This window comes from Pseudovibrio sp. Ad37, from assembly GCF_001623075.1.
Taxonomy (GTDB): Bacteria; Pseudomonadota; Alphaproteobacteria; order Rhizobiales; family Stappiaceae; genus Pseudovibrio.
On record NZ_LMCF01000143.1, the window covers coordinates 1 to 19,803 of the forward strand.

24 protein-coding genes are annotated in these 19,803 nt (G+C 52.6%); 1 reads left to right on the forward strand and 23 read right to left on the reverse strand.

Annotated features, from left to right (window positions below):
* Window positions 1-348: 348 nt before the first annotated feature.
* From PsAD37_RS18380 to PsAD37_RS18430, 11 genes are all read right to left on the reverse strand, one after another.
* The gene (locus PsAD37_RS18380) at window positions 349-1,533 is read right to left on the reverse strand and encodes a phage minor head protein (protein ID WP_063297392.1); all 1,185 of its coding nucleotides are present in this window, start codon (window positions 1,531-1,533) and stop codon (window positions 349-351) included.
* A gap of 2 nt (window positions 1,534-1,535) precedes the next feature.
* A complete protein-coding gene (locus PsAD37_RS18385; protein WP_063297393.1) occupies window positions 1,536-3,068 on the reverse strand; it encodes a DUF935 domain-containing protein in 1,533 nt (510 codons plus the stop codon).
* Window positions 3,068-4,324, reverse strand: a complete 1,257-nt coding sequence (locus PsAD37_RS18390; protein WP_063297394.1) for a hypothetical protein — start codon at window positions 4,322-4,324, stop codon at window positions 3,068-3,070. Before PsAD37_RS18390 ends, PsAD37_RS18385 begins: the two co-directional genes overlap by 1 nt.
* Entirely contained in the window at window positions 4,294-4,761 is a 468-nt protein-coding gene (locus tag PsAD37_RS29530; protein ID WP_206600089.1) for a hypothetical protein, read from the reverse strand. The genes PsAD37_RS18390 and PsAD37_RS29530 overlap by 31 nt, the downstream gene beginning before the upstream one ends.
* Window positions 4,758-5,333 (reverse strand): DUF3486 family protein, encoded by a 576-nt coding sequence (locus tag PsAD37_RS18400; RefSeq protein ID WP_057465572.1) that lies wholly within the window; start codon window positions 5,331-5,333, stop codon window positions 4,758-4,760. Before PsAD37_RS18400 ends, PsAD37_RS29530 begins: the two co-directional genes overlap by 4 nt.
* A gap of 3 nt (window positions 5,334-5,336) precedes the next feature.
* Window positions 5,337-5,636, reverse strand: coding sequence for a hypothetical protein (locus tag PsAD37_RS18405; RefSeq protein ID WP_206600090.1), 300 nt, complete (start codon window positions 5,634-5,636; stop codon window positions 5,337-5,339).
* Window positions 5,636-5,965, reverse strand: a complete 330-nt coding sequence (locus PsAD37_RS18410; protein WP_063297397.1) for a DUF2730 family protein — start codon at window positions 5,963-5,965, stop codon at window positions 5,636-5,638. Before PsAD37_RS18410 ends, PsAD37_RS18405 begins: the two co-directional genes overlap by 1 nt.
* The gene (locus tag PsAD37_RS18415; protein WP_057465575.1) at window positions 5,962-6,171 is read right to left on the reverse strand and encodes a TraR/DksA C4-type zinc finger protein; all 210 of its coding nucleotides are present in this window, start codon (window positions 6,169-6,171) and stop codon (window positions 5,962-5,964) included. The genes PsAD37_RS18410 and PsAD37_RS18415 overlap by 4 nt, the downstream gene beginning before the upstream one ends.
* Before the next feature lie 129 nt (window positions 6,172-6,300).
* Window positions 6,301-6,549 carry a hypothetical protein gene (locus tag PsAD37_RS18420; protein ID WP_063297398.1) on the reverse strand — a complete coding sequence of 83 codons (249 nt, stop codon included), beginning with the start codon at window positions 6,547-6,549 and terminating at the stop codon, window positions 6,301-6,303.
* The gene (locus PsAD37_RS18425) at window positions 6,546-7,766 is read right to left on the reverse strand and encodes an N-acetylmuramidase domain-containing protein (protein WP_063297399.1); all 1,221 of its coding nucleotides are present in this window, start codon (window positions 7,764-7,766) and stop codon (window positions 6,546-6,548) included. The genes PsAD37_RS18420 and PsAD37_RS18425 overlap by 4 nt, the downstream gene beginning before the upstream one ends.
* Window positions 7,767-7,856: 90 nt before the next feature.
* Complete coding sequence (locus PsAD37_RS18430; RefSeq protein WP_063297400.1) at window positions 7,857-8,261, reverse strand: hypothetical protein; 405 nt, start codon at window positions 8,259-8,261, stop codon at window positions 7,857-7,859.
* 97 nt (window positions 8,262-8,358) lie between these two features.
* Here PsAD37_RS18430 and PsAD37_RS18435 point away from each other — a divergent pair, with 97 nt between their 5' ends.
* Complete coding sequence (locus tag PsAD37_RS18435) at window positions 8,359-8,730, forward strand: hypothetical protein (RefSeq protein WP_063297401.1); 372 nt, start codon at window positions 8,359-8,361, stop codon at window positions 8,728-8,730.
* Between the two features lie 20 nt (window positions 8,731-8,750).
* On the opposite strand, the gene PsAD37_RS18440 is transcribed toward PsAD37_RS18435, so the two are convergent.
* From PsAD37_RS18440 to proS, 12 genes are all read right to left on the reverse strand, one after another.
* Entirely contained in the window at window positions 8,751-9,389 is a 639-nt protein-coding gene (locus PsAD37_RS18440; RefSeq protein ID WP_063297402.1) for a regulatory protein GemA, read from the reverse strand.
* A 9-nt stretch (window positions 9,390-9,398) separates the two neighbouring features.
* Entirely contained in the window at window positions 9,399-9,680 is a 282-nt protein-coding gene (locus PsAD37_RS18445; protein WP_063297403.1) for a hypothetical protein, read from the reverse strand.
* Window positions 9,680-9,916, reverse strand: coding sequence for a hypothetical protein (locus PsAD37_RS18450; RefSeq protein WP_063297404.1), 237 nt, complete (start codon window positions 9,914-9,916; stop codon window positions 9,680-9,682). Before PsAD37_RS18450 ends, PsAD37_RS18445 begins: the two co-directional genes overlap by 1 nt.
* Before the next feature lie 11 nt (window positions 9,917-9,927).
* Window positions 9,928-10,548: a DUF3164 family protein gene (locus PsAD37_RS18455; RefSeq protein WP_063297405.1), complete on the reverse strand. Its 621-nt coding sequence runs from the start codon at window positions 10,546-10,548 to the stop codon at window positions 9,928-9,930.
* Window positions 10,545-10,760, reverse strand: a complete 216-nt coding sequence (locus PsAD37_RS18460) for a hypothetical protein (RefSeq protein WP_063297406.1) — start codon at window positions 10,758-10,760, stop codon at window positions 10,545-10,547. The genes PsAD37_RS18455 and PsAD37_RS18460 overlap by 4 nt, the downstream gene beginning before the upstream one ends.
* Window positions 10,757-11,755, reverse strand: coding sequence for an AAA family ATPase (locus tag PsAD37_RS18465; protein WP_082597129.1), 999 nt, complete (start codon window positions 11,753-11,755; stop codon window positions 10,757-10,759). Before PsAD37_RS18465 ends, PsAD37_RS18460 begins: the two co-directional genes overlap by 4 nt.
* A gap of 72 nt (window positions 11,756-11,827) precedes the next feature.
* Entirely contained in the window at window positions 11,828-13,768 is a 1,941-nt protein-coding gene (locus PsAD37_RS18470; protein ID WP_063297407.1) for a transposase domain-containing protein, read from the reverse strand.
* A gap of 2 nt (window positions 13,769-13,770) precedes the next feature.
* Window positions 13,771-14,274 (reverse strand): hypothetical protein, encoded by a 504-nt coding sequence (locus PsAD37_RS18475; RefSeq protein WP_206600091.1) that lies wholly within the window; start codon window positions 14,272-14,274, stop codon window positions 13,771-13,773.
* A 4-nt stretch (window positions 14,275-14,278) separates the two neighbouring features.
* Window positions 14,279-15,109: a ParB/RepB/Spo0J family partition protein gene (locus tag PsAD37_RS18480; protein ID WP_063297408.1), complete on the reverse strand. Its 831-nt coding sequence runs from the start codon at window positions 15,107-15,109 to the stop codon at window positions 14,279-14,281.
* 688 nt (window positions 15,110-15,797) lie between these two features.
* Window positions 15,798-16,529 (reverse strand): ABC transporter ATP-binding protein, encoded by a 732-nt coding sequence (locus PsAD37_RS18485; RefSeq protein ID WP_063289363.1) that lies wholly within the window; start codon window positions 16,527-16,529, stop codon window positions 15,798-15,800.
* Window positions 16,529-17,752 carry a lipoprotein-releasing ABC transporter permease subunit gene (locus PsAD37_RS18490; protein WP_082597131.1) on the reverse strand — a complete coding sequence of 408 codons (1,224 nt, stop codon included), beginning with the start codon at window positions 17,750-17,752 and terminating at the stop codon, window positions 16,529-16,531. The genes PsAD37_RS18485 and PsAD37_RS18490 overlap by 1 nt, the downstream gene beginning before the upstream one ends.
* A 224-nt stretch (window positions 17,753-17,976) precedes the next feature.
* Window positions 17,977-19,302, reverse strand: a complete 1,326-nt coding sequence (proS, locus tag PsAD37_RS18495; RefSeq protein WP_063297409.1) for a proline--tRNA ligase — start codon at window positions 19,300-19,302, stop codon at window positions 17,977-17,979.
* Window positions 19,303-19,803 lie beyond the last annotated feature (501 nt).

The window sequence follows — 19,803 nt, forward strand, 5'->3', positions numbered from 1 at the left end:
ACTGACCGACCGGACACTTCGACCATCCCGTAAAACAAGACGGCGGATCTTGGCTGCACTTTCCATCAATATCACCCGTTCATGCCCCGCGCTAAATGCACGGATCCTAACAAACAGGTGGGTCAATCTTAAACGCTCATAACCCACCTAACCGGGTCAATTTTGCATGCCGATTCACAAACCCCTTTAAAGCGCTCTACGACCTTCTGAGGCGTTTTAGTGTTTACCGCAGGCCCTGCTTGTCAAACTCAGGCACCACGCCTATACTTAGTGTGCTGGCTGAGGCAAATGGATCGGTGCCCTCGAATGGCATGTGAGGAGAGTCCGCCCTCACCAAACAGCCAGCACTCATCCTCCCCATTCTCCGTACTGTTCAAAAGCTTTTTGGAAGCGTCTGTGGTCAGACTGAAAGAACGTTGAGACATACATAAAACCATCCTTCGATTTCTTCAGCGCAACAACGTACATTCTATCCTTTTCTGAAAGCCAGAAACTCAGTCCCTGCGATCCACCACGTTCAATAGGCACGCCATCCTCCAGCACTTGCTGCACAAGCGTAAACTTGTCTGGCTCAATAGAACGATGCTTGCCCACCTTGACTGCGATGGTATCACTGGAGACGGCCACCAATGGCGTTTTGGCATCCAGCCTTGAAGCAAGGCCCGGAACATAAGCCACCGGCAGATGCACCCGCTCATTCATCCTGGAATAGCTTTGCGGCGCTTTTGAACGCCACAGCTCATCAATCACCTGCCTGGGCAGAGCATCGTTGTGCTTGCCAGCATTTTCCATTTTCAGATTCAGATTGTCGATCTGGGTCCGGGCTCTGTTCTTTCCCGGATTTCCCTGCCAGCCCGGATCAATGCCCTCGGGGATTTTAAGGGTCTCCCCAGTGCGCGGGTTGGTCCATTCCTTCAGTTCAATTTCAGGCGGATCTGACACACCGCCGTTTTTGTCAGCTTCAGCTTTTGATATCTGCCTGACCCAGCACTTGCAGAGCCAGCCATTGGGCGTGAACCACACATCCCAGAACGGATCATCCACGGGCAGTGTGACCCCGGCTTGCGCCTGATGATCCGGTCTTTGCTTTTGTGATGGACCCAGAGAATAGACAAAGTAAGGCAGCGCTGCCTTGGTGCGCTGTGCTCGCTCCCACAAGCCAGCCGCTCTGGCCGACCTGGTATTGGCCCAATAGATGGTTTTTAACCGGCGCGGGCTTCCAAGTTGAGCTTTCACCATCTTGCCGGTTTTCGGGTCAAGCATATCAACCTTGCCCCACCACCCCAGCTTTTCAAGACGCGGCTGCAGAGCCTTCGACCAGGCATCAAACGGAATGCCTTCAGCCTGTGCCCGTTTAACTTCTTCAAACAGCGTTGTGAGCACGTCCAGTTTGGTGGCCTTGGCAACGGTAAAACCAAAGGCATGTTCTCGCGGCGAAACCTCCGCCCAGTGGAAGGACGGCTTTAAGCCCTTCTTATTCAGAAACCCTGTGACTTCAGGAGAGGGTTTGGTATCAAACTTAAACCCGGCCACCTCTACCCCCGATCATCGCCAAAAGCCGCCGCTTTCGACGTGGCATCAGTGATCTTCTGTGCAAGGGGCCCATCATCCATCTGGGCAGCAAGACCACTCAGCCCCTCCAGAAACTCATCATAGGAACCAGCCGAATTGGCAAGCTTGCGAACCGGATTTAGCAGGCCAGACATTTGCGGTTGCCAATCAGCAAGCTCATCTTGTCCAACATCGTCAAACGGATCTGCAGCTTGTGGTTCAGTTCTTTGTTGTTGGTTGCGGGCTTTAACCGGGTCTTGTTGTGAAGTTTGCTGAACACCCAGCACATCCGCACCCTTATCTGGATCACCAAACCCAAGGCGTCCGCGCACCTCAGACACCTGAACTTTAAGCCCCAAAGGCACCAGTTTATCTAAAACGTTTGCCATGCGTTCCAGGTCTTCCGCTTCCACCACCTCAATGCGGATGGTTGGGTAAGCTGGTTGCTGGCCGTAATTGAAGATTACAAACGGACGGACCACATCCCGGTTCAGCGTGGTGGCAATCTGGCGGCCATCACTGATCTGGATATCTTCGCGCACATCATTATGTACGATTGCCTGCCCCAGAGACGATCCGTCATCCGTGGTCATGGTCTGCCCTAAAACGCCCTTGGAGACCTGCTTATCCAGATACACAAGCAAACGTTCAAACAGGCTGTCACCGCCCCGGCTTGAGTTTTGAATAAACTCAATATCCATTTCTTTGGGAATGATCCCGGCAGCATCATTGGCAATGCCAATCACCGCCTGCAAAAGCTTGGCCTTATCCTCATCCGAGGCGGACTTGTCGAACTTGCCCACACGCAAGGGCATGCCAAAGATTTCGTTGTAAGCAGCCCAGCCACGCAGAGCAAAACTCTTGAGCAGGTAAGACCAGCTTGCCACCCGTGCCAATCCTGTGCGCACTTGCAAACCGGATTTCAGCTTAGGCAGATGGGTGATGAATTTCCCCGGCACCAGATCCTCACCGTCAACCGAGCCCTCCCGTTTCATCTGCAATGTTTTACGGCGGGTTGGGTGGAACCTGAACAGCCTTGGATCGCGCCAGATAAACTCTCGCGGCATCCATTCAGCAGACGTGGTGTCCCAGAGCATTTCAATGGCTGAACTGCCTTTGCCCAAAGCGTCCAGCGCATCATCAAGCATGTCGATAAACTCAGGTTGCTCCACCATCCGGCGAACAGCTTCAGCAATCTGCTGATCTTTGGGATCATCACTTGCTGCCTTAACCTGCATACTGAGGGAGGAGACAGCACGCTTGCGACTTGAGAGCACAGCTGAGTAATGAAGATCCTGTTCTTCCATTACCTCCGCCAGCTTGTAAAACTCATCAGGCTGGCCTGCTTCAGCAGACTGCAGAATACTCTTCAGTCGTGGTGGTGTAAGCTCGGAAGTGAACATACCGCCAAATTTGTTGGAGATGGCCCGAACCATTGCAGTACTCTCACTGCTGAGATCCTTCTCCTTAATCTTCATGGGCTTGCCATGAAGGTCATAAATGACAGGCTTTGCCATCACCACAACCCTTTCAGTTTACCAAAGACCGACCCGCGAGAGAACGTGGTTGCGCCTTGAATATCGTCATCTTTGGGAGCTTGCATTGTGGTGCGGGCAAGTGTGCTCGCACTCATGTAATCGTATTCCGCAATGTCTTGCTGGCTCACCCAAAAGCCCAGAGCAGAGGCAATGGCATAATCCCCGTGCCGGTTGTTGCCATCGCTTCCCTTGAACCTGAAATCCTGCGGGACTTTGATGATGCCATTCACAAAGGAAAGCGCCTGATGGTCTTTCACGATGTCATCGTGCCTGGGCAGGATCAAAGATCGATTAGAGCCAAATGCTTCAATGTAAGCTGGCATGTTCTCGCGGTACCAGCTTTCAGAAAAGTGCACTTCGCGGATGGAGGCTCCAAATTTCTGGACCGCTTTTTCAGCCAGATAAGCCCCGTTGCCCGTGGAATCAAACGCCCCGCCAGAAAACCGGGGCAAACGGGTGATGATGAATTCCATCACCTCGCGTTGCTCATCAAAGGGCACATTGCGCATTTCAACGGCCAGCCTCGTTCTGCGCACAAGACTGGTTTCAATGGACTTTACATCAATGGCAGAGGCATCTCCTTTGCGGGCAAAATCCTGCCCGTAAACATGCAGCAGGTTTTTAGGTAGCTGTTTGAGAACAGGTTCAAGCTCTCGCTTCAGGAACTTATCAAGGCGATCCTGACGCTTGCTATCAGGCAGATCCCTGAAGTCATCCTCTACCTGCCAGCGAATATAGGGAATGTCTGCTTCCATGCAGGCTTCGATCTGGACACGGGAGAGTGCCTGACCTTCGCTTTCAGCCGGGATCGCGTCCAGTTCCTGTTGCATGGCTGCTTTGCGCGAGCCATAGGCTGAACGGATCTTATCTTCCCATTCCTGCTGCGCATCCTGCGACCACACTTTGCCTTTGATCATGCAAACCCGTTTGAACAGGCCGTTCCTGACAGCACTGGCAAACGGAATGTGGTGAATAGACCAGGTTGGTTTGCCCTTGGCTGCGTCTGTTCGCGCCTCCCGGATCAGCTCGTTGAACGCATTCAAAACGCCGTTATGAGTGGAGATGATGCGGATCTTGCCGCCCCAGATCAGGAGCGCGTTGACCGCGTCAATAACGTTGCGCACGTCCTTATGAAACGCCGCCTCATCAATCACCACAATGCCCTGTAGACCACGAATGTTTTCAGGTCGTGAGGACAGTGCTTCTACCCGGTAGCCAGACGCAAACCGCGCCACGTAAGAGGATATCTTGCGGGTGTTGCCATCCGCATCGATGTCTTCAAAAAAACTCTCTCTTCAATGCCCACCATTTCCTTCTGGACGGTTTTGGCAAAGTGTCCCACATAGCCAATGAACTCACGGCCTTTGTCTTTGGTATCACCAATGTAAAAAACGTTATCACCGCCAGCTTCACGTTTGCTGGCGGCAATCAGGGTATCATCCAGAGCCTCGGCAAAGGTGATACCTGTTCGCCTGCCTTTTTCGGCAAGCTTCAGATCACCACGATCCTCCAGCCATTCCTTTTGGTGCAGCATCAAGATGCCATCGGCAAGCGGGTCCAGATCCTCAGGGATCTCAGCACCGCGTGTAAAATCTGGACTTGCCTCATTGGGATCACGGGTAAGGATCGGCTTTCCCGCCACCCGGTCTGGATCGCTCTGGGCACTCATCATTTGCGCAATCCTAAGAACTCACGGCGCAACTTGGCGACCTGATCAGAATTCAAACCAGCAACCTGAGCAGTCTTCTCCAGCGCCTCATCGGTCTTCTTCTCGAACTCGGTTTCGATCTCTTTACGTCGCCGTGTCGAAATTGCCTGAGCTTGAACAGAAGAGCGCAACGCACTTGCCAGATCCATCGCACCTTTGGGCGAAAGGCCAGCCTCTCCAGCACTGGTCAGGATCTCAAACACCAGCGTTTTAATGGCCTGACTTGCCATGACCGTCACATCATCAACCGCGCTGGCATTCATTTGACCGGCCAGCGACTTTGCAATGGACTGGCTTTCTTTCAAACGCCGTTGCATGGTCGCAAGCTTTACGGCATGGCGACCAAACGCGCTTTTGCTGATTGGCTGAATCGTCGGATCAATAGCAATCAGCTTGCCATTAAACTCTTCAAGAATTTCCTGCTGTGTTTTGTCCCGATTAGAAAGTTGCTCCGCCGCCCAATCTACAAGATTAGATGCCTCTGGCGGCAGCAGATCCAATGAGGACAGCCGCCCGCGTCCTTTGCGCTTGCTCATAGCTCACACCTCTGGACTTGGGCGTTTGATGCCTTCCAGGCGGGCTCTGCGCTCCACATGATCACGGCCCGCATTTGTCAGCGTTGCCACCAGAACACTGCCAGCCTTTGTGATCTTCACAGCCTGTACATTGCGCTCCATCCAGCGCAGCTGATTATGGATGTAATCGCGGCTTTCCGTGTGGCCGTAGCCCTCCAGCAGTGTCTGCAGGATTGACGAATTCAGCGAATAATCATCCTGGCTGTGTAGCGCCTTCAAGATGATCAGTCGTACATCCTTGTTGATGTGGTCCTGGTAGTCCATCACGACCCCTTATTCTTTCTCAAAAAATCGTCAATATTCTCGGTGGTATGACGCAAAGAGCGCACGCTTTCGCCAATGGTTGTGACTGCACCGCGCAGTTCCGTCATGTTCAGTTCCAGCTGATGCACTTGCTCTTTACTGGGCAGATGCTCCATCTCTCGTGCCAGTGATTTGACGCTAGCCTCGGTTTCACCCACGCGCCCCTGCAGCTCCTCCAGCTTGCTGGAATTGTCACGAGATCGGTGCGAAAGAAACGTCCACGCAGTGCCAGCTAACGACACAACGCCGATTACAATTGCCACCCATGTTTTTAATTCTTCCGGGCTCATCGCGCTTGTTCCAGTTCTCGCTGGCACTCAATGCAGCGCACAGCCGCCGGGTTTACAGTGCGTCTGGCTGGCTCAATCTCACGCTCGCAGTCAATACAACTGGAACGACCAGATCCAACACGCTGAGACTTTAAAACCGCAGCAATGCTGGCATCTCGTTCCCGCTCGGCAAGCATGTTGGCCTGGTCTACTTCATCAAAACTCATCGACCTGTTCGCCTCCAACCACACATGGAGTAGCCAAATTCATTGTGTGCCAATACTTGTTGCACCATAGAATTGGAGAGAACGCCCACATCGCTGTTTGCCGGATAGATGGGCTTGAACCCATCGCATTTATTCGCGGGACCAGCTGCGCAACCGGCGACGGCGATCAGCATCAGAATGACGAGAAATATCCGCATCAATTTCGTTCCTTTTTCTCAAAATCAGGAGAGAGGTTTCAAGGCTCCGGTTACGTTCGCTTTGCCCGCCCATCGAAAAAACACGCTGTAAAAGCAGGCCCGCCAACGCGGCAATAATCGCCCATTTAAGGAAGGCGCGGCCTAGCCTGGAAGACGCCAGAGATGTGAAGAAGGCAATCACCCAACATGCCTCCAGCTCTTTGCATCCAGCAGGCGGCGCTGCTTGATCTGGTAGGCCACATACAAAACAGCAGCCCCACCAGCAGCCACCATCAACCATTTGTTGGAGCCGATCAGATCCAGAAGAGGAGAAAGAGAACTGTTCAGCGTCCAGATCACATCCTGAAGGCCAGTAAGGTTATCCAGTAATGAGCTGTCAGATACCTGTTCAGCGACCTCAGCCACCCCGCCAACAGCAACCACACCGCCGCCCAGAACGGTCATCCGGTCTGCCTGCTTAACGGTCTGAGAGCCCTTTGCGCGAAGATCCTTGACCTTCAGATTTTGGCGGGGGTTCGTGGTCTTCTCGGAAAGTGGGACGGCACGTTTCATCATCGCAGCCGTTTTAGGGCCAACCAGACCATCTGGTTTCAATCCGTGATCCACCTGGAAAGCAACAACTGCACGGCGCGTTGCATCGCCAAAGTCGCCATCTGGGTTGACGTGATACCCAAGATCAGAAAGGCGGCGCTGGAAGTTTTCAATGGGCTGACCACTTGCACCCAAGCGTAACATGCCAGCCCGCTTGGATGTTTCCTCAAGCCGCAAGGGCTCGCCGGTCAGCTTCGCATAAACACGCAAAACTTTGCGGCTGTAATAATCAACCTGCCCAGCTCCATTATAGCGGCGCACAATCGCACGAACGTCCTTGGCCCGGATATCTTCTGCAAGGCCGCTGTTGAGCAGATAATCTACGAAGGCTTTGTCCTGAGCCGCTTCCTCACTTGCCAGCGCGATGACAAAGCTCTTGACCGAATGGTATCCGCACAGCTTGTAGTTAAAGCCCATGATTTGAGGCTTGGCGTAGGAGGCGGACAACAGAGCTGCGGTTTCATCAACCAGCGCCATGCGCTCCAGCCTGTCCCAGCGGGCGTCTGACCCGGCTTTGCCAAGGCCCTTATAGTTGCCCTTGGACCATTTCTTGGTTGCCAGACCTGCAGCAACAGCCGTGCTGCGCAACTGACTTGGAAGCTTACGCCAGAAGATATGTTTTTCAGGAAGGAGATGAATGCGCCCTTGATCATCACAGGCTGCTTCCTTGCTCTCAACAATCAGCAGAGCCCGTAACAGGTACTCATCAAAACCTTGCTCCTTGGAGACTTTGGAGATGATGTCGCTGCTGGCAGCACTAACCTTGAAATGACGTAACTGCTGTACGATTGGAGACGCGGAGGACATGGGCGATGTGCCTTTGCAAACATGAGTGTTTAGGTGTTTGCAAAGTGCCTGACGTATAAAAAAAAGAGCCGGTGACATGTGTCACCAGCTCTAAAATTCAAAGAGATCCGCTTGTCTGGGATCTCGTATTCGTACCGCCTGCCTTAGCACAGTTCTGCGGTGGATGCCAAGTCGGCGGGCAACCTCATCGGCAGACAAACCCTCTTGAAGATATTGCTGCACGCGGGCATGTGTGCTGGCTTGTTGTCCGGTCGGCCCCAGAGGAATTTCAATATAGATCCCCATGGCCCTGCCACCTGCATTGATAATGCGGTAATGGTCGCAGATCTTTTTTGCAGCACTCTCGCCCACGGTTTCCTGCAACCAGTTATCTGCGGAGGGGTAAGAGGGAATAAAAACCCGGCTCCCGCCAAACCGATGCGCAATCTCAAGGGCAGCAGGCAAGCCAGCCACCTCGCGGATCTCGTTCAAAACAGGAGGCAAAGCATCAGCCATAATATTCACCGAAACTGCTGAGTGTTTTTAACTTTAATGCACTTGCCTTAGGTGTGTATTCTCGTTCAGCCGCTTTATTCTTTTGGGAACTTTCAAAATGCTGAAACAAGTCATTACCACAGCAACACTTTTGCTTTCGGGTGCCGCGTATGCTGCTGATAATCAGGTGCTGATTGATTATATGCTGGAAGATGACGCCTCGCTGAACCAGCAGACCACAATTGAAAATTGTCATGCCGTAGGCTCTAGCCTTGAAATGATTCAATGTTCTGCTCAAAAGCAGATAGGCGTTCGAGGCTTGCTTTATGTTCACACTGAAAAGCTCTCGAAAGCTGACCGTGTCAAAGCAGCAACTGCTTGTCAGGATTTCGAGAACAAGTCTGAATGTGCGGCAAACATAAAGGTCACATACGAGAAGCTCGGTATCGGCTATTACCTGACAGCAGAAGAGCTTACCTGGCTGAACTGAGGAATAGGAAAGAACCTGCATCAGTGTGCCTCCCGAACCAGACAAGCCCGCACTTTTGCTCCTAGTGCGTTCATAAGCTTGATCCAGTCCTGACCGTTCAGCTGCTGAACATCGCCTTTGCCAACAATGGAATGAGTGATGAGGCCAAACTTGTGATGGGCCGGTATCACATCACGTTGCTTCAAAAGCGCCACCTGAGCACAGAACACCTTGAACTCAGGGCGATTGTAAACGGACGGCAGCTTTTTGTCAGTGCTCCAGTCAACGCCAGCATCCCGTTTGATCCAGCCCTTCAGCGCATCAATCACCTTGGACCCGTCTTCTCCGTCCACCCAGTTGATGTGCTCAATCTTGGTCTGACGCTTCACCCAAGACAGTAACGCCTTGTCTGTCTTGTCCTGAATGATGCCAAGGTTCCAGGCACTCAGCCACAGCGCCACAGCTTTGCCGCCAAAGGGGCCGCTGATCTGTGTAGAGCCTTGCGCCTTAACGCCATGCCCTTTGGCCTCCATGTAACCAAGCGCCTTGTTGCACTCGATCATGGTCAGGCCCTTGGCAGAGCGGCGACCAATGGAAGCCTCCAGACAATCGTGCAGGGTTTCGTCATCAAGGTTCGCGGCTTTCTTCGCTGCATAGAGGCGTTTATGTGGAGTGCTCATCCCATCCCCCTAAATATGCTCGCCATCGCGCAGGATGGCTTCTGTTTCAATCTTTGGCAGCTCAACAAGTTGGATGCCTTGCTGGTTCAAGTCTCCGTAACCTTCAACAAAGCAGCCGTTTTCAATAATGCCCCCCACTGCAAGTTCAGCCAACAATCCCGCATGATCACGAACCTCACAGAAACCCGGATCAATCAACTGGCGGTATTGCTCCATGAACTCATCGGTGAACTTGCTCTCATCAATGTCAATCAACACCGTGCTTTTCATCTCAACTCTGTAACGTGCCATCACATCATTCTCCCTTGTGTCTGGTGCTGCTTCATCTGTTCCAGGTGACGCTGCTTGAAGTTCCAGGGACGGCCATTCACCAGATCCGTAATCACAGCAAAGTAGCCGGTACCATCTGCGCTGATGCGATATTCAATCTTGCCAGTGATCAAATAGCCCTGTTTTGCCCAGTGACTTTGAATGGCTTCCAGATTGTCTTGCGCACAAGAACGCAGGGCATCTAAATTCGCTCTCATCACCAACCTCCTCAAACCTTCGCCATATGCAGCACGATGGGCTCATACTCACCAGTCAGCTCGTTGCGTTCGTAAAAGCGGATATACGTAGCCGTATCCATCGCAATGACGGCTTCACTCAAAGCTTCCATCGCCTGCACCCAATCAGGGTGATCAATCTTGTAGGTGCGCAGTTCCAGAACTCTGGCCGTTGAAATCTTGCCCTTCTTGTCCACCTCAAACGCACGATTGACGATGATCTTAAGGTTCTCGTTGGCCCCTTCGCTCCACTGATTGATGCATTTATCAATCAGTTGTTTGGCAATCTGAAGTTCAGGTCCAAAACCGATATGCTCTGAACACTGCTTTACGATCTTGAAAGCCCCATCGTAACTATGCAGCGTGAGGTTGCCTTTCTCGCCGCCACGTGACAGCTCAAATTGAGCTGCAAGCAGATCGCGGAAACTGTCCACTTCACTGATGGAGTTTGCTTTCAGCACCTTCATAGTGCGATGAGCATCTTTAGCCTGAGTGCACAGGCGCTCCACCAATTCGCTTTCAAGCTGCTTGGGAATTGTAATTACTGAGAGGGGAATGAAATGCCCCTTGGCATTCTTCCAGCAACCCTCAGGGATGAGTGTTTCGTTACTCATGAAATCAATCCTTTTAAATCAAGCAGAAGTTTCTGGATCTGCAGGGCGCTTTTTGCTGGTGTCTGCTGGCTTGCCTTGGCTGTCTCAATGGCGCATTTGAGCCCCGCACCAAAAGCATCAGCACTGTGCTGAGAGAATGCCTCACCACGCCTGGTGTATTCGCGGAACCAGACTTCCAGTGTCTCTAGCTGGCGGACAAGGGCTGCACTCATAGCTCTTCTCCCCCACGGTTAGACCAGGCTGCGCGGATGGTTTTTGCGTCTACCTTGCCGCCATTTCCAAAGGCCAGCATGTGAGCCAATCGAACTGTTTTAGAGACTTGGGAAAGAGCACCAGGCTTGCGGCCAATGGCATGCAGTATCTTGCGGGCTTCTACATCTTCAATGTCCCAGGCATCCACGATCACAGCCACGTCCTGTTTGGTAGGACGCATCTGGCGCACGCGCATTCCAGTGCGGCGGTTGATCTGCGCATATGCAGCCTTGGGCTGAGCACCGCCAAAGCGGGTGTAAAGCTCTTCATTGCCGATCAGAGCAATGCCGCACCCATACCGATCAAGAAAATCTCGCAGTTCGTTGACTGCATTATCAGAAAGGTTCTGAGCCTCATCAATGATCAGCATAGGCTTGCGGCCATTGCGCTGAACCCGCAAACCGATTGCATGTCTCAGCAGGAGCAGGTTCCGCTCATTAATTTCCATCGCCATACCGATCTCACGCACCATAGCAGCTGGTGTGGATGTGGTTGGCCGCATAGTCACCAGATAGGTGTGAGAGTGATCTTCAACATATTTGCGTGCCGTCATGGTTTTGCCCATGCCAGCACCCAGAGTAATCACCACCATTTCAGGCATGCTTTGGGCAAACTGTAGAGCGCTCATCACCTTCTCTGAGGTGGGCGTTTCCACATATCCCAGATCCTCAGGAACTTGCATTTCAGTCTGTTCAAAGCTGTGCTGGTTATCAACGAACAGGCGCACCGCATCAGTGGTTTTGGTATAATCCCCACGATACTTACCGGAAAACCACTCGGAAAATGTAGCCGCTGCAATGTCCACTTCACGGGCAAACGCTGCCTTGGAAAGCCCTTTCTTTTCAGCGTATTTCTTCGCTGCAACACGCGCATCCAGCCACGCCCATTTCTGCTTTTCAGGGATCTCGGTAATCGGATCAACCAGATCCCAGACTTGTTTCATTCGATCGCTCATGTTTTATTCCGTCTGTCTAAGGTCCGTTTTCGGACGCCTCAATCTGTTGGGGAGATGCCTGCACGCATCTCCTCAGCTATCTGCCCCGCTCTGGAAGGGCACTACGCGACTACTCGAATTACTCATGGCCGCCATAGCTCGGCCAAAACTCTTGTCAGCATCCTCATCCCATGCCGGTCCTTCAGGAACCGGACGATCCTGACCAACGGCCAGCTTCACCACACGCTGCTCTGGCATCTCTTCCTGCTCCTTCTCAATCTTCGGCAACAGGTTTGCGACCTCATCAATGCCCATGGAAACCTCAAGGCGCTGAGTTTCACGCATCGCCTTCATGTAAGCGTTCCGCTTGCGGGCATGTTCGCGGGCTGCATTGGTGTCATTAAAGCCAACCGCTTCAATGCACTCGGCTGCACACACAAACGAGCCATCCAGCCGGTAAACAAAGATCCCGTTATGCAGATTGTCAGGGTCAAACCGCACGATCATTTTAGAACCCGCCTGCTCATTCATCGCAGGAGCCCAATAACGGTTTCCATTGAGATGAATTTCACCCGATGGCTTGCGGGATTTAACCCCTTCAGCAGCCATCAGCCACAAGCGGCGCTGTGCTTCGGAAGCCGTTCGAACGATGGTCGAAGGATCTGCCAGCGATGCCCGGAACGTCTGCTCAAACGAACGGCCATTGCAGCAACCGGCACGGCGACCCTCACGGGTGTTGTGACGCACAATCTGCTCAGCCACATGCTGCTCAAACTCGGCAATCGGAATAGCCTTGGAACCGTAGTTCTCAGGCTTTGCCATCGGGTTGTTGCCCGTGTAAGCCCCGGCGCATTTCGGGTGCTTGGCGATCTCCTCACACAGATCCCGAAAGGCACGTTCAATCGGCTTGGACTGGCCCGAATAAGGCGTGGTCCAGTGCACGGTAACACCCAGTGTATGCAGGATGCCGGAAGGGTCTTCATCCTTCACCTTGAACCGGAACCGGGTTGGCATCCGCCCGGTAATCCACTTGGAAGCAAAGCTGCGGCCATTGTCCAGATAGATGCTGTCAGGAATACCAAAGCTCTCCACCATGTCGCCAATGGCAAGGCGCACAGCGTCCTTGTTCTCGCTCTTCTGAATGCGATGAGACAGCATCTTGCCGGAATGAAGATCCTGCAGGGCCAGCATCAACGGGCGACCAATGCTGCCATCTTCCCAAACAACGAACACATCGAATTTATGACCATCCGCATTCACCGCTTCCATGGCATGGAACACAGAACGGTCCCGCTCCTGTGCTGGATACAATTGCTTGGCTGCATCCTTGCCTTTTCGCGACAGCATTATCGCCCCCGCTGGCACGTCACGCTCTATGCGCCGCTTCAACGTCTTCGCGCTTGGCACAGGCGTCCAGCCATGGTGATCAGCGGCTTCCTTCATGCGCCGGTAACACGCCGCAAATCCCGGCTCCTCAGGGCGCAGGTAATCCGCCTTCAGCATCTCATAGGCACGAGGGTCACACTCAGCTGTTGCCGTGCGGCCCGGATTTTTGGGCGTCAGCACCGCCAGCCAGTCTTCCCGTGCATAGCCGTGGGTTAGCTTCTCCCAGTTCCAAAGGGTTGAACCCGCAATACCCGTTTCCATTGCAACAAAAGCAACCGCATGGGTTTTGCTCATCCCGCCGCGATGCATGGTGTCAATGCGGGCAACCACGCTCAAACGTTCTTTGGCATCCTGTTTCTTCTTCTCAGACAGGCGCTCATAGTTCGCCCAGGCGTCACTGGTCGCCGCGCCTTTCTCTTTGATCTTGATGGCCCCGGATTGCGCCAGCAACTTGGCTTGCACAGACGCAGGCAACAGGCTCACATGGTATTCAAAACCACCACCTTGCCCGTCACGCTCCCGGCACCGCTCAGCGTGGTTGCGCCAGCCTTCACGGTCTATCAAACGGCTCATGCCCATCACAGTCTCGGGCCATCCAGAAACCTGCACTCCGAGCAGTTCGGAAACTTCAAACCATTCTTGCAACATATCTATCGTCTCCGTCCTCTGCGCAGCTCAACAGGTGACCGTTCCAGGTCTTTCAAAATCTGCTGGTCCTTAATGATTTTCTGCTTCAGCACACCAATTTGAGCAAAGCGGGCTTCTTCCCCTTGCATCAGGGTCAGTTCGTCATCTTCCACCACCAGCTGCCACAACCAGTTGCAGCCCGTGGCCTTCACAAAAGCTTTGAAACGCAACAGAGAAATCTGGTGAGCCTCGCTGCTTTCCGAGGTGTACTTGTCCAGCATGCCCTTGCTGAACTTCGGCAGGCCCAAAATGGTGCCCATCCGCGCCGCTACATCTTCGCGGCTATACGCGCATTCCTTCAAAGCGTCAGACATCGCCCGCTTTAACTTGGCGGAAAAGTCCATGCACTCAATGTCGCGCTTGGGCGTACGTACCGGAAACAAAGCCTGCGCGGGTTCACCATTGGCACCAAACATATCGAACTGGCGATCATCATGGGGCTGTCGTCTGGGTCTGTTACGAGCCATGGCGCTAGTCCTTCACCTTGGCATCAAGCACAGCATCACTGGCTTCCAGTCCCAGAGCATCCAGAAAGCTCCTGCGCCGCTTGCGCCCCAGCCGGTTCCAGCTGGCAAGCAAGGTGCGGAAAGCCTTTTCCTCTTCACTCACCGGGGCCATGCTGCTCTTCATGCTCAGCAGCACTTCCGCCTGAGAAACCTTCGTGGCATTGCCATCCGCAATCACATTCAGGATCGCCCGTTGTGCAGCAGGCTCTTTTTTCGCCAGCGCTTCCAGTTCCTTGCCACTCTCAGCAAGATCCGTCTGGCGAACCAGCTCAATCACATCCGGTGGAAGCCTTGAGATGATCGATACAGCTCGTTGAATAGAGCGCTCAGAAAGACCAGTCTTCTCAGCAGCTGCCTTGGAAAATCGTGTCGCCAACTTGGCGACTTGATTTTTCTCTTTAAAATCAGCGCTCTTTACATCGCCGCCATGTTGTGTTTCCGGATATAGCTCTTCATGAACCTCTTTGCGGGCAGTCAAAAACACAGCCCGATCCAGCGGCGACAGCTCCCGCCGCATCAGGTTCTCGTCAATCTCAATCAGCTTGGCTTCAAGGTCAGAAGCTTCCACCTGAGAAACAGGGATCTCCTCCCAGCCCAGCTTTTCAGCAGCCGCCAGACGGTGTGCACCCGCCACCAATTCAATCTGTTTGGAGCGCCCGCGTTTGACCTCACGAACAACAATCGGCTCTTTCAGGCCAAGCTCGTCAAGCGAGCTGGCAAGAACCTCAATCCAATCCTGATGCACAGGCCGCAGCCGCTCAGGAACAACAATGTCTTTCAAGGGCAAATGAGACATATTAAACCACGTTTAATTTGGTGAATCATAACGGCCAGCGTCACCCACCCGTTTCAGCCCGTTTTCACCCAGCAACGCACAAATCACAAAATAACGCAGGAATTTGTTTATAGTTCTCAAGCGCCAAATCCGGCACTATCCGCAGAACTCTGCCGAAAACAGAACTCTAACAAAATGTTAGACTTCTCCGATGAACGCAAAGCTGATATCAGGAAAAACAAGCCACTCCCCAACGCCCAAAATCGGCAGCTTCCTGCGGCTTCGAAGGGTCTTCGAAAGGTCCACCCACATAATTGCAAAGAGCCATCGAACTCTAAATTCAAGTGTCCATCACCCACTTCAAAATAGACACAGTTCAACCCCCAAAACCACCCAACAAACCGCAGACTTCTCCCAATAACTCCGGCTGTTCCCGCCCAATCCCGTATATTCCCGTCTACTCTAAGTCCTAGTGTCCCCCATCAATCACCGTTCAAACACAGCAAGGCATTTCCCTCAGCAACTCAATAAGTTGCATAACCGGCCAGCGTTAACACGGCAGGTGAGCATCGCGGAACACCAGCCTCGCTTGAGCATCCAGACAGAGAGAACAACAGGCATCAAAACAAGAACGTCTCCCCAAAACAAAAATGCCAGCGAACAGGTCGCTGGCATTTGATTCTCAATGGAACGCATTCTCATTTCCAATTTAAGGAAGCTCGACCACCTTGCCTTCGCGCAGCGTAATCCGCCGGTCCATTTGTTTTGCAATTTCCAGATTGTGGGTTGCCAGCAAGGCCGCCACACCGGAGGCGCGAACCAGCGCGGTCAGCGCCTCAAACACATACTGCGAGGTGTTCGGATCAAGGTTCCCCGTTGGCTCATCCGCCAACAGAACACGCGGCGCATTGGCAACTGCACGCGCAATCGCAACACGCTGCTGCTCACCACCGGAAAGCTCGGCAGGACGATGAGTTTCCCGCTCAGATAAACGCATATAAGAAAGCAGCTGGCGTGCACGTTCTTCTGCATCCTGACGTTTCAGTCCGCAAATCATCTGCGGCAATGCAATATTTTCCAGCGCAGTAAACTCTGGCAGCAATTGATGGAACTGGTAGACAAAACCCACCTCGGTCCGCCGAATGGCAGTGCGCGCATCATCATTGAGCTTGGAGCATTCCCGCCCGCCAATCAGCACCTCACCGCTCTGCGGCATTTCCAAAAGGCCAGCCAGATGCATCAGCGTAGACTTACCTGCGCCAGAGGGGGCCACGAGCGCAACCATTTCCCCTTCATAGAGGTTAAGGTCAGCGCCCTTCAGAATTTCCAGTTTGCTGTTGCCCTCAACATAACCGCGGACAACATTCTTCAAACTCAGAACAGGAACGCGTTCCTCACCCTTAAGCGAAACACCAGCAACCGGTTTTGTTGGTTTATTCATCATTCGTAGCGCAAAGCCTCAACAGGATCGAGCCGGGCTGCGCGCCAGGCAGGGTAAATCGTAGCAAGCAGGCTCAATACCAAAGCCATAATAACAACACTGGTCGTCTCACTTGGATTCATTTCAGCCGGCAGCTTTGAAAGAAAGTAAAGCTCAGGCGAGAACAGCTCGGTCGAGGTCAACCAAGAAATCCCCTGACGAATGCTCTCAATGTTCCAGCACACCACAGTACCCAGAATAAACCCGGCAAACGTGCCGATGGTTCCAATACTGGCTCCTGTGATGATGAAAATCCGCATCACAGCGCCGCGGGTAGCACCCATGGTGCGCAGCACAGCAATGTCACGGCCCTTGTCCTTTACCAGCATGGTCATGCCGGAAATGATATTCAATGCGGCCACAAGAACAATCAGCGTGAGGATCAGGAACATCACGTTACGCTCAACCTCAAGCGCTGAGAAGAACGTCATATTGCGCTGGCGCCAGTCAGAAACGAACACAGGACGCCCGGCCTCTTCTTCAATGACAGGTCGCAGCGGACCAACAGCATCCGGGTCATCAGCATAGACCTCAATGCCCGTCGCCAGACCTTCCTTGTTGAAATAAAGCTGCGCCTCATTAAACGGCATGAATGCAATCGTGCCATCATATTCGCTCATGCCAATCTGGAAGATCGCAGAGACCGGATAGCCCTTCACTCGCGGGGTCATCCCCATCGGCGTAATGCTGCCACGCGGAGTAATCACGCGCACCGTATCACCAACAGTAACACCCAACTGGCGGGCAAGGCGGGAGCCAATGGCGACACCTTCGCCATCATCAAACCCATCAAGCGTTCCAAGCAGAACGTTCCCGGACACCAGATCCAGCTTATCAAGATCAGCCTTGTGAACACCACGGAACAAAGCACCCAGATCAGCGCTTGGTCCGGAGATCATCGCCTGCCCTTCAACAAACGGCATAGCAAAATCAACACCGTCGATGCCAGCCAGCTTGACCGAGGTCGCCTCATAGTCATTGAGCGGGCTATCGATAGGCTGCACAAGGACGTGTCCGTTGATGCCAAGAATTTTGGTCAGCAGCTCTGTGCGGAACCCATTCATCACCGCCATAACAATGATCAGAGTTGCGACGCCCAAAGTGATGCCCAAAAAGGACAGACCAGCAATAATAGAAATGAAAGTTTCTTTGCGTCTGGAGCGCAGATAGCGGCCTGCCAGCATCCACTCAAAGGGTGCAAACCACCGGTTCTTTCCGGGATGAGCCGCCTGAATCTCTGCCGTCATACTAGACTATTCTCCGTTTCCGCCTGTTCAACTACCCCGTGGAATATAGGGAGCATGAAGAGCAAGTGCCATAAGCTCTGGCAAAAAGGCCCGGCAGCGGAAAGGCCGCCGGTACCTAACATACCATTGAAGCTACTGAGTTACCCCAAGCTTCGCTGATATCAGCCTTTTAAGGCAGAAATCAGTTTGTTGACAGCTGCTTCCGGGGTCAACATTTCGCGATCACCAGTTGCGCGGTCTTTAACTTCCACTTCACCAGTCTTCAGACCACGAGGGCCAACAACCAGCTGATACGGCAGACCAATCAGATCCATACTTGCAAATTTCTGGCCTGCACTGGTCTTGCGGTCATCATAAAGAACCTCAACGCCAGCCTTTTCCAGCTCTGCGTAAACGCTCTCACAAACTTCATCGCACTCAGAACCAACCTTCATGTTGATCAAACCAACATGGAACGGCGCAACTTCTTTTGGCCAGACAATGCCATCATCATCATGGCACGCTTCAATGATCGCGCCCAGCAAGCGGGACACACCAATGCCGTAGGAGCCCATGTGAACAGGCTGTTCCTTGCCTTCAGCAGTCATCACTTTCGCGCCCATAGGCTCGGAGTATTTGGTGCCGAAGTAGAAGATGTGGCCAACTTCGATACCGCGTGCAGAAACCTTCTTATCTTCTGCAACAGCCTCGAAGGCAGCTTCATCATGCATTTCATCAGTGGCAGCGTAAGGCGTGGTCCACTGCTCAATAATACCGGAAAGATCACCATTAAAGTCGATGTCTTCAGCCGGTGTTGGTAGACCAAGGATGTCCTTATCAAGAAACACTTCGCTCTCACCGGTAGTTGCCAGCACAATGAACTCGTGAGACAGATCGCCCCCGATAGGCCCAGTGTCAGCCTTCATAGGAATTGCTGTCAGACCCATACGCGCAAAGGTACGCAAATAAGCCACGAACATGCGGCGGTAGGCTTCTGTTGCCCGCTCTTTGTCCAGGTCGAAGGAATAAGCATCCTTCATCAGGAACTCACGGCCGCGCATCACGCCAAAACGAGGACGCACTTCATCGCGGAACTTCCACTGTATATGATAAAGGTTCAGCGGCAGATCCTTATAGGAGCGCACATAACTGCGGAAGATGTCAGTAATCATCTCTTCATTGGTTGGACCAAAAAGCATTTCACGCTCATGGCGATCCTCAATACGCAGCATTTCTTTGCCGTATGCATCATAGCGGCCACTTTCGCGCCACAGGTCAGCAGGCTGAATGGTTGGCATAAGCAGCTGGACCGCACCGGAGCGGTTCTGCTCTTCTTCAACAATACGCTGAATCTTGTTGAGCACACGGTGGCCAAGCGGCAACCATGCATAAATCCCGGCTGACTGCTGACGGATCATACCCGCACGCAACATCAGGCGGTGCGATACGATCTCGGCTTCTTTCGGAGTTTCCTTCAAAATAGGCAGGAAATATCGGGACAAACGCATTAGTTTAACTCTTCAGGTTTTAAGGCACGCAAGCTCTGGCTCACCACCAAGCATCATTTCTATGTCTTCTTAGCAAGCAGAACGCCTGTTGTAACTGCCAACATGGCTATATGCCAATTTTCTAAGACATATTTCCCCATACACGCAGTTTTTTGCCTACACCTTTGGGTTCAGTTCACGGATTCTCCGAAAATTATAGCTAAAATTTTAGGCAAGCAAAAAATTACGGCGAATTGATACAAAATGATGACAAACTAATGTGATTACGTTAGTGTCTGTTCAACAATAAAAACAACACCCTTAAGCGGTGTTGCAAGGTATCGCGATCTTTAGTCTTGGGAGGAAGGTTCTCGGGCGCCCGTTTGGTTGCAGCCGGCACTCTACGCAAGTGCAAAGAGAACATTTAGACGCGGAACTCGTTCTAACAGCAAGGCTTCGGCCTTGCTTTTTTTTCGCCAATTTCTGCCGTTTCACTGAATGAAATTCTATGAATACCGCATT

Excerpts from the sequence above, each read along its gene's own strand:
- PsAD37_RS18490 (WP_082597131.1), bottom strand. The coding sequence starts at position 17,752 with ATGCTGGCAGGCCGCTATCTGCGCTCCAGACGCAAAGAAACTTTCATT.
- PsAD37_RS18460 (WP_063297406.1), bottom strand. The coding sequence starts at position 10,760 with ATGAGTGCAGCCCTTGTCCGCCAGCTAGAGACACTGGAAGTCTGGTTC.
- PsAD37_RS18415 (WP_057465575.1), bottom strand. The coding sequence starts at position 6,171 with ATGAGTTTTGATGAAGTAGACCAGGCCAACATGCTTGCCGAGCGGGAA.
- PsAD37_RS18480 (WP_063297408.1), bottom strand. The coding sequence starts at position 15,109 with ATGTCTCATTTGCCCTTGAAAGACATTGTTGTTCCTGAGCGGCTGCGG.
- PsAD37_RS18410 (WP_063297397.1), bottom strand. The coding sequence starts at position 5,965 with ATGAGCCCGGAAGAATTAAAAACATGGGTGGCAATTGTAATCGGCGTT.
- PsAD37_RS18450 (WP_063297404.1), bottom strand. The coding sequence starts at position 9,916 with ATGAGAGCGAATTTAGATGCCCTGCGTTCTTGTGCGCAAGACAATCTG.
- PsAD37_RS18430 (WP_063297400.1), bottom strand. The coding sequence starts at position 8,261 with ATGGCTGATGCTTTGCCTCCTGTTTTGAACGAGATCCGCGAGGTGGCT.
- PsAD37_RS18400 (WP_057465572.1), bottom strand. The coding sequence starts at position 5,333 with ATGAGCAAGCGCAAAGGACGCGGGCGGCTGTCCTCATTGGATCTGCTG.
- PsAD37_RS18475 (WP_206600091.1), bottom strand. The coding sequence starts at position 14,274 with ATGGCTCGTAACAGACCCAGACGACAGCCCCATGATGATCGCCAGTTC.
- PsAD37_RS18440 (WP_063297402.1), bottom strand. The coding sequence starts at position 9,389 with ATGAGCACTCCACATAAACGCCTCTATGCAGCGAAGAAAGCCGCGAAC.
- PsAD37_RS18435 (WP_063297401.1), top strand. The coding sequence starts at position 8,359 with ATGCTGAAACAAGTCATTACCACAGCAACACTTTTGCTTTCGGGTGCC.
- PsAD37_RS18425 (WP_063297399.1), bottom strand. The coding sequence starts at position 7,766 with ATGTCCTCCGCGTCTCCAATCGTACAGCAGTTACGTCATTTCAAGGTT.
- PsAD37_RS18470 (WP_063297407.1), bottom strand. The coding sequence starts at position 13,768 with ATGTTGCAAGAATGGTTTGAAGTTTCCGAACTGCTCGGAGTGCAGGTT.
- PsAD37_RS18455 (WP_063297405.1), bottom strand. The coding sequence starts at position 10,548 with ATGAGTAACGAAACACTCATCCCTGAGGGTTGCTGGAAGAATGCCAAG.
- PsAD37_RS18445 (WP_063297403.1), bottom strand. The coding sequence starts at position 9,680 with ATGGCACGTTACAGAGTTGAGATGAAAAGCACGGTGTTGATTGACATT.
- PsAD37_RS18405 (WP_206600090.1), bottom strand. The coding sequence starts at position 5,636 with ATGGACTACCAGGACCACATCAACAAGGATGTACGACTGATCATCTTG.
- proS (WP_063297409.1), bottom strand. The coding sequence starts at position 19,302 with ATGCGTTTGTCCCGATATTTCCTGCCTATTTTGAAGGAAACTCCGAAA.
- PsAD37_RS18465 (WP_082597129.1), bottom strand. The coding sequence starts at position 11,755 with ATGAGCGATCGAATGAAACAAGTCTGGGATCTGGTTGATCCGATTACC.
- PsAD37_RS29530 (WP_206600089.1), bottom strand. The coding sequence starts at position 4,761 with ATGATGAGTGCCCAGAGCGATCCAGACCGGGTGGCGGGAAAGCCGATC.
- PsAD37_RS18385 (WP_063297393.1), bottom strand. The coding sequence starts at position 3,068 with ATGGCAAAGCCTGTCATTTATGACCTTCATGGCAAGCCCATGAAGATT.
- PsAD37_RS18485 (WP_063289363.1), bottom strand. The coding sequence starts at position 16,529 with ATGAATAAACCAACAAAACCGGTTGCTGGTGTTTCGCTTAAGGGTGAG.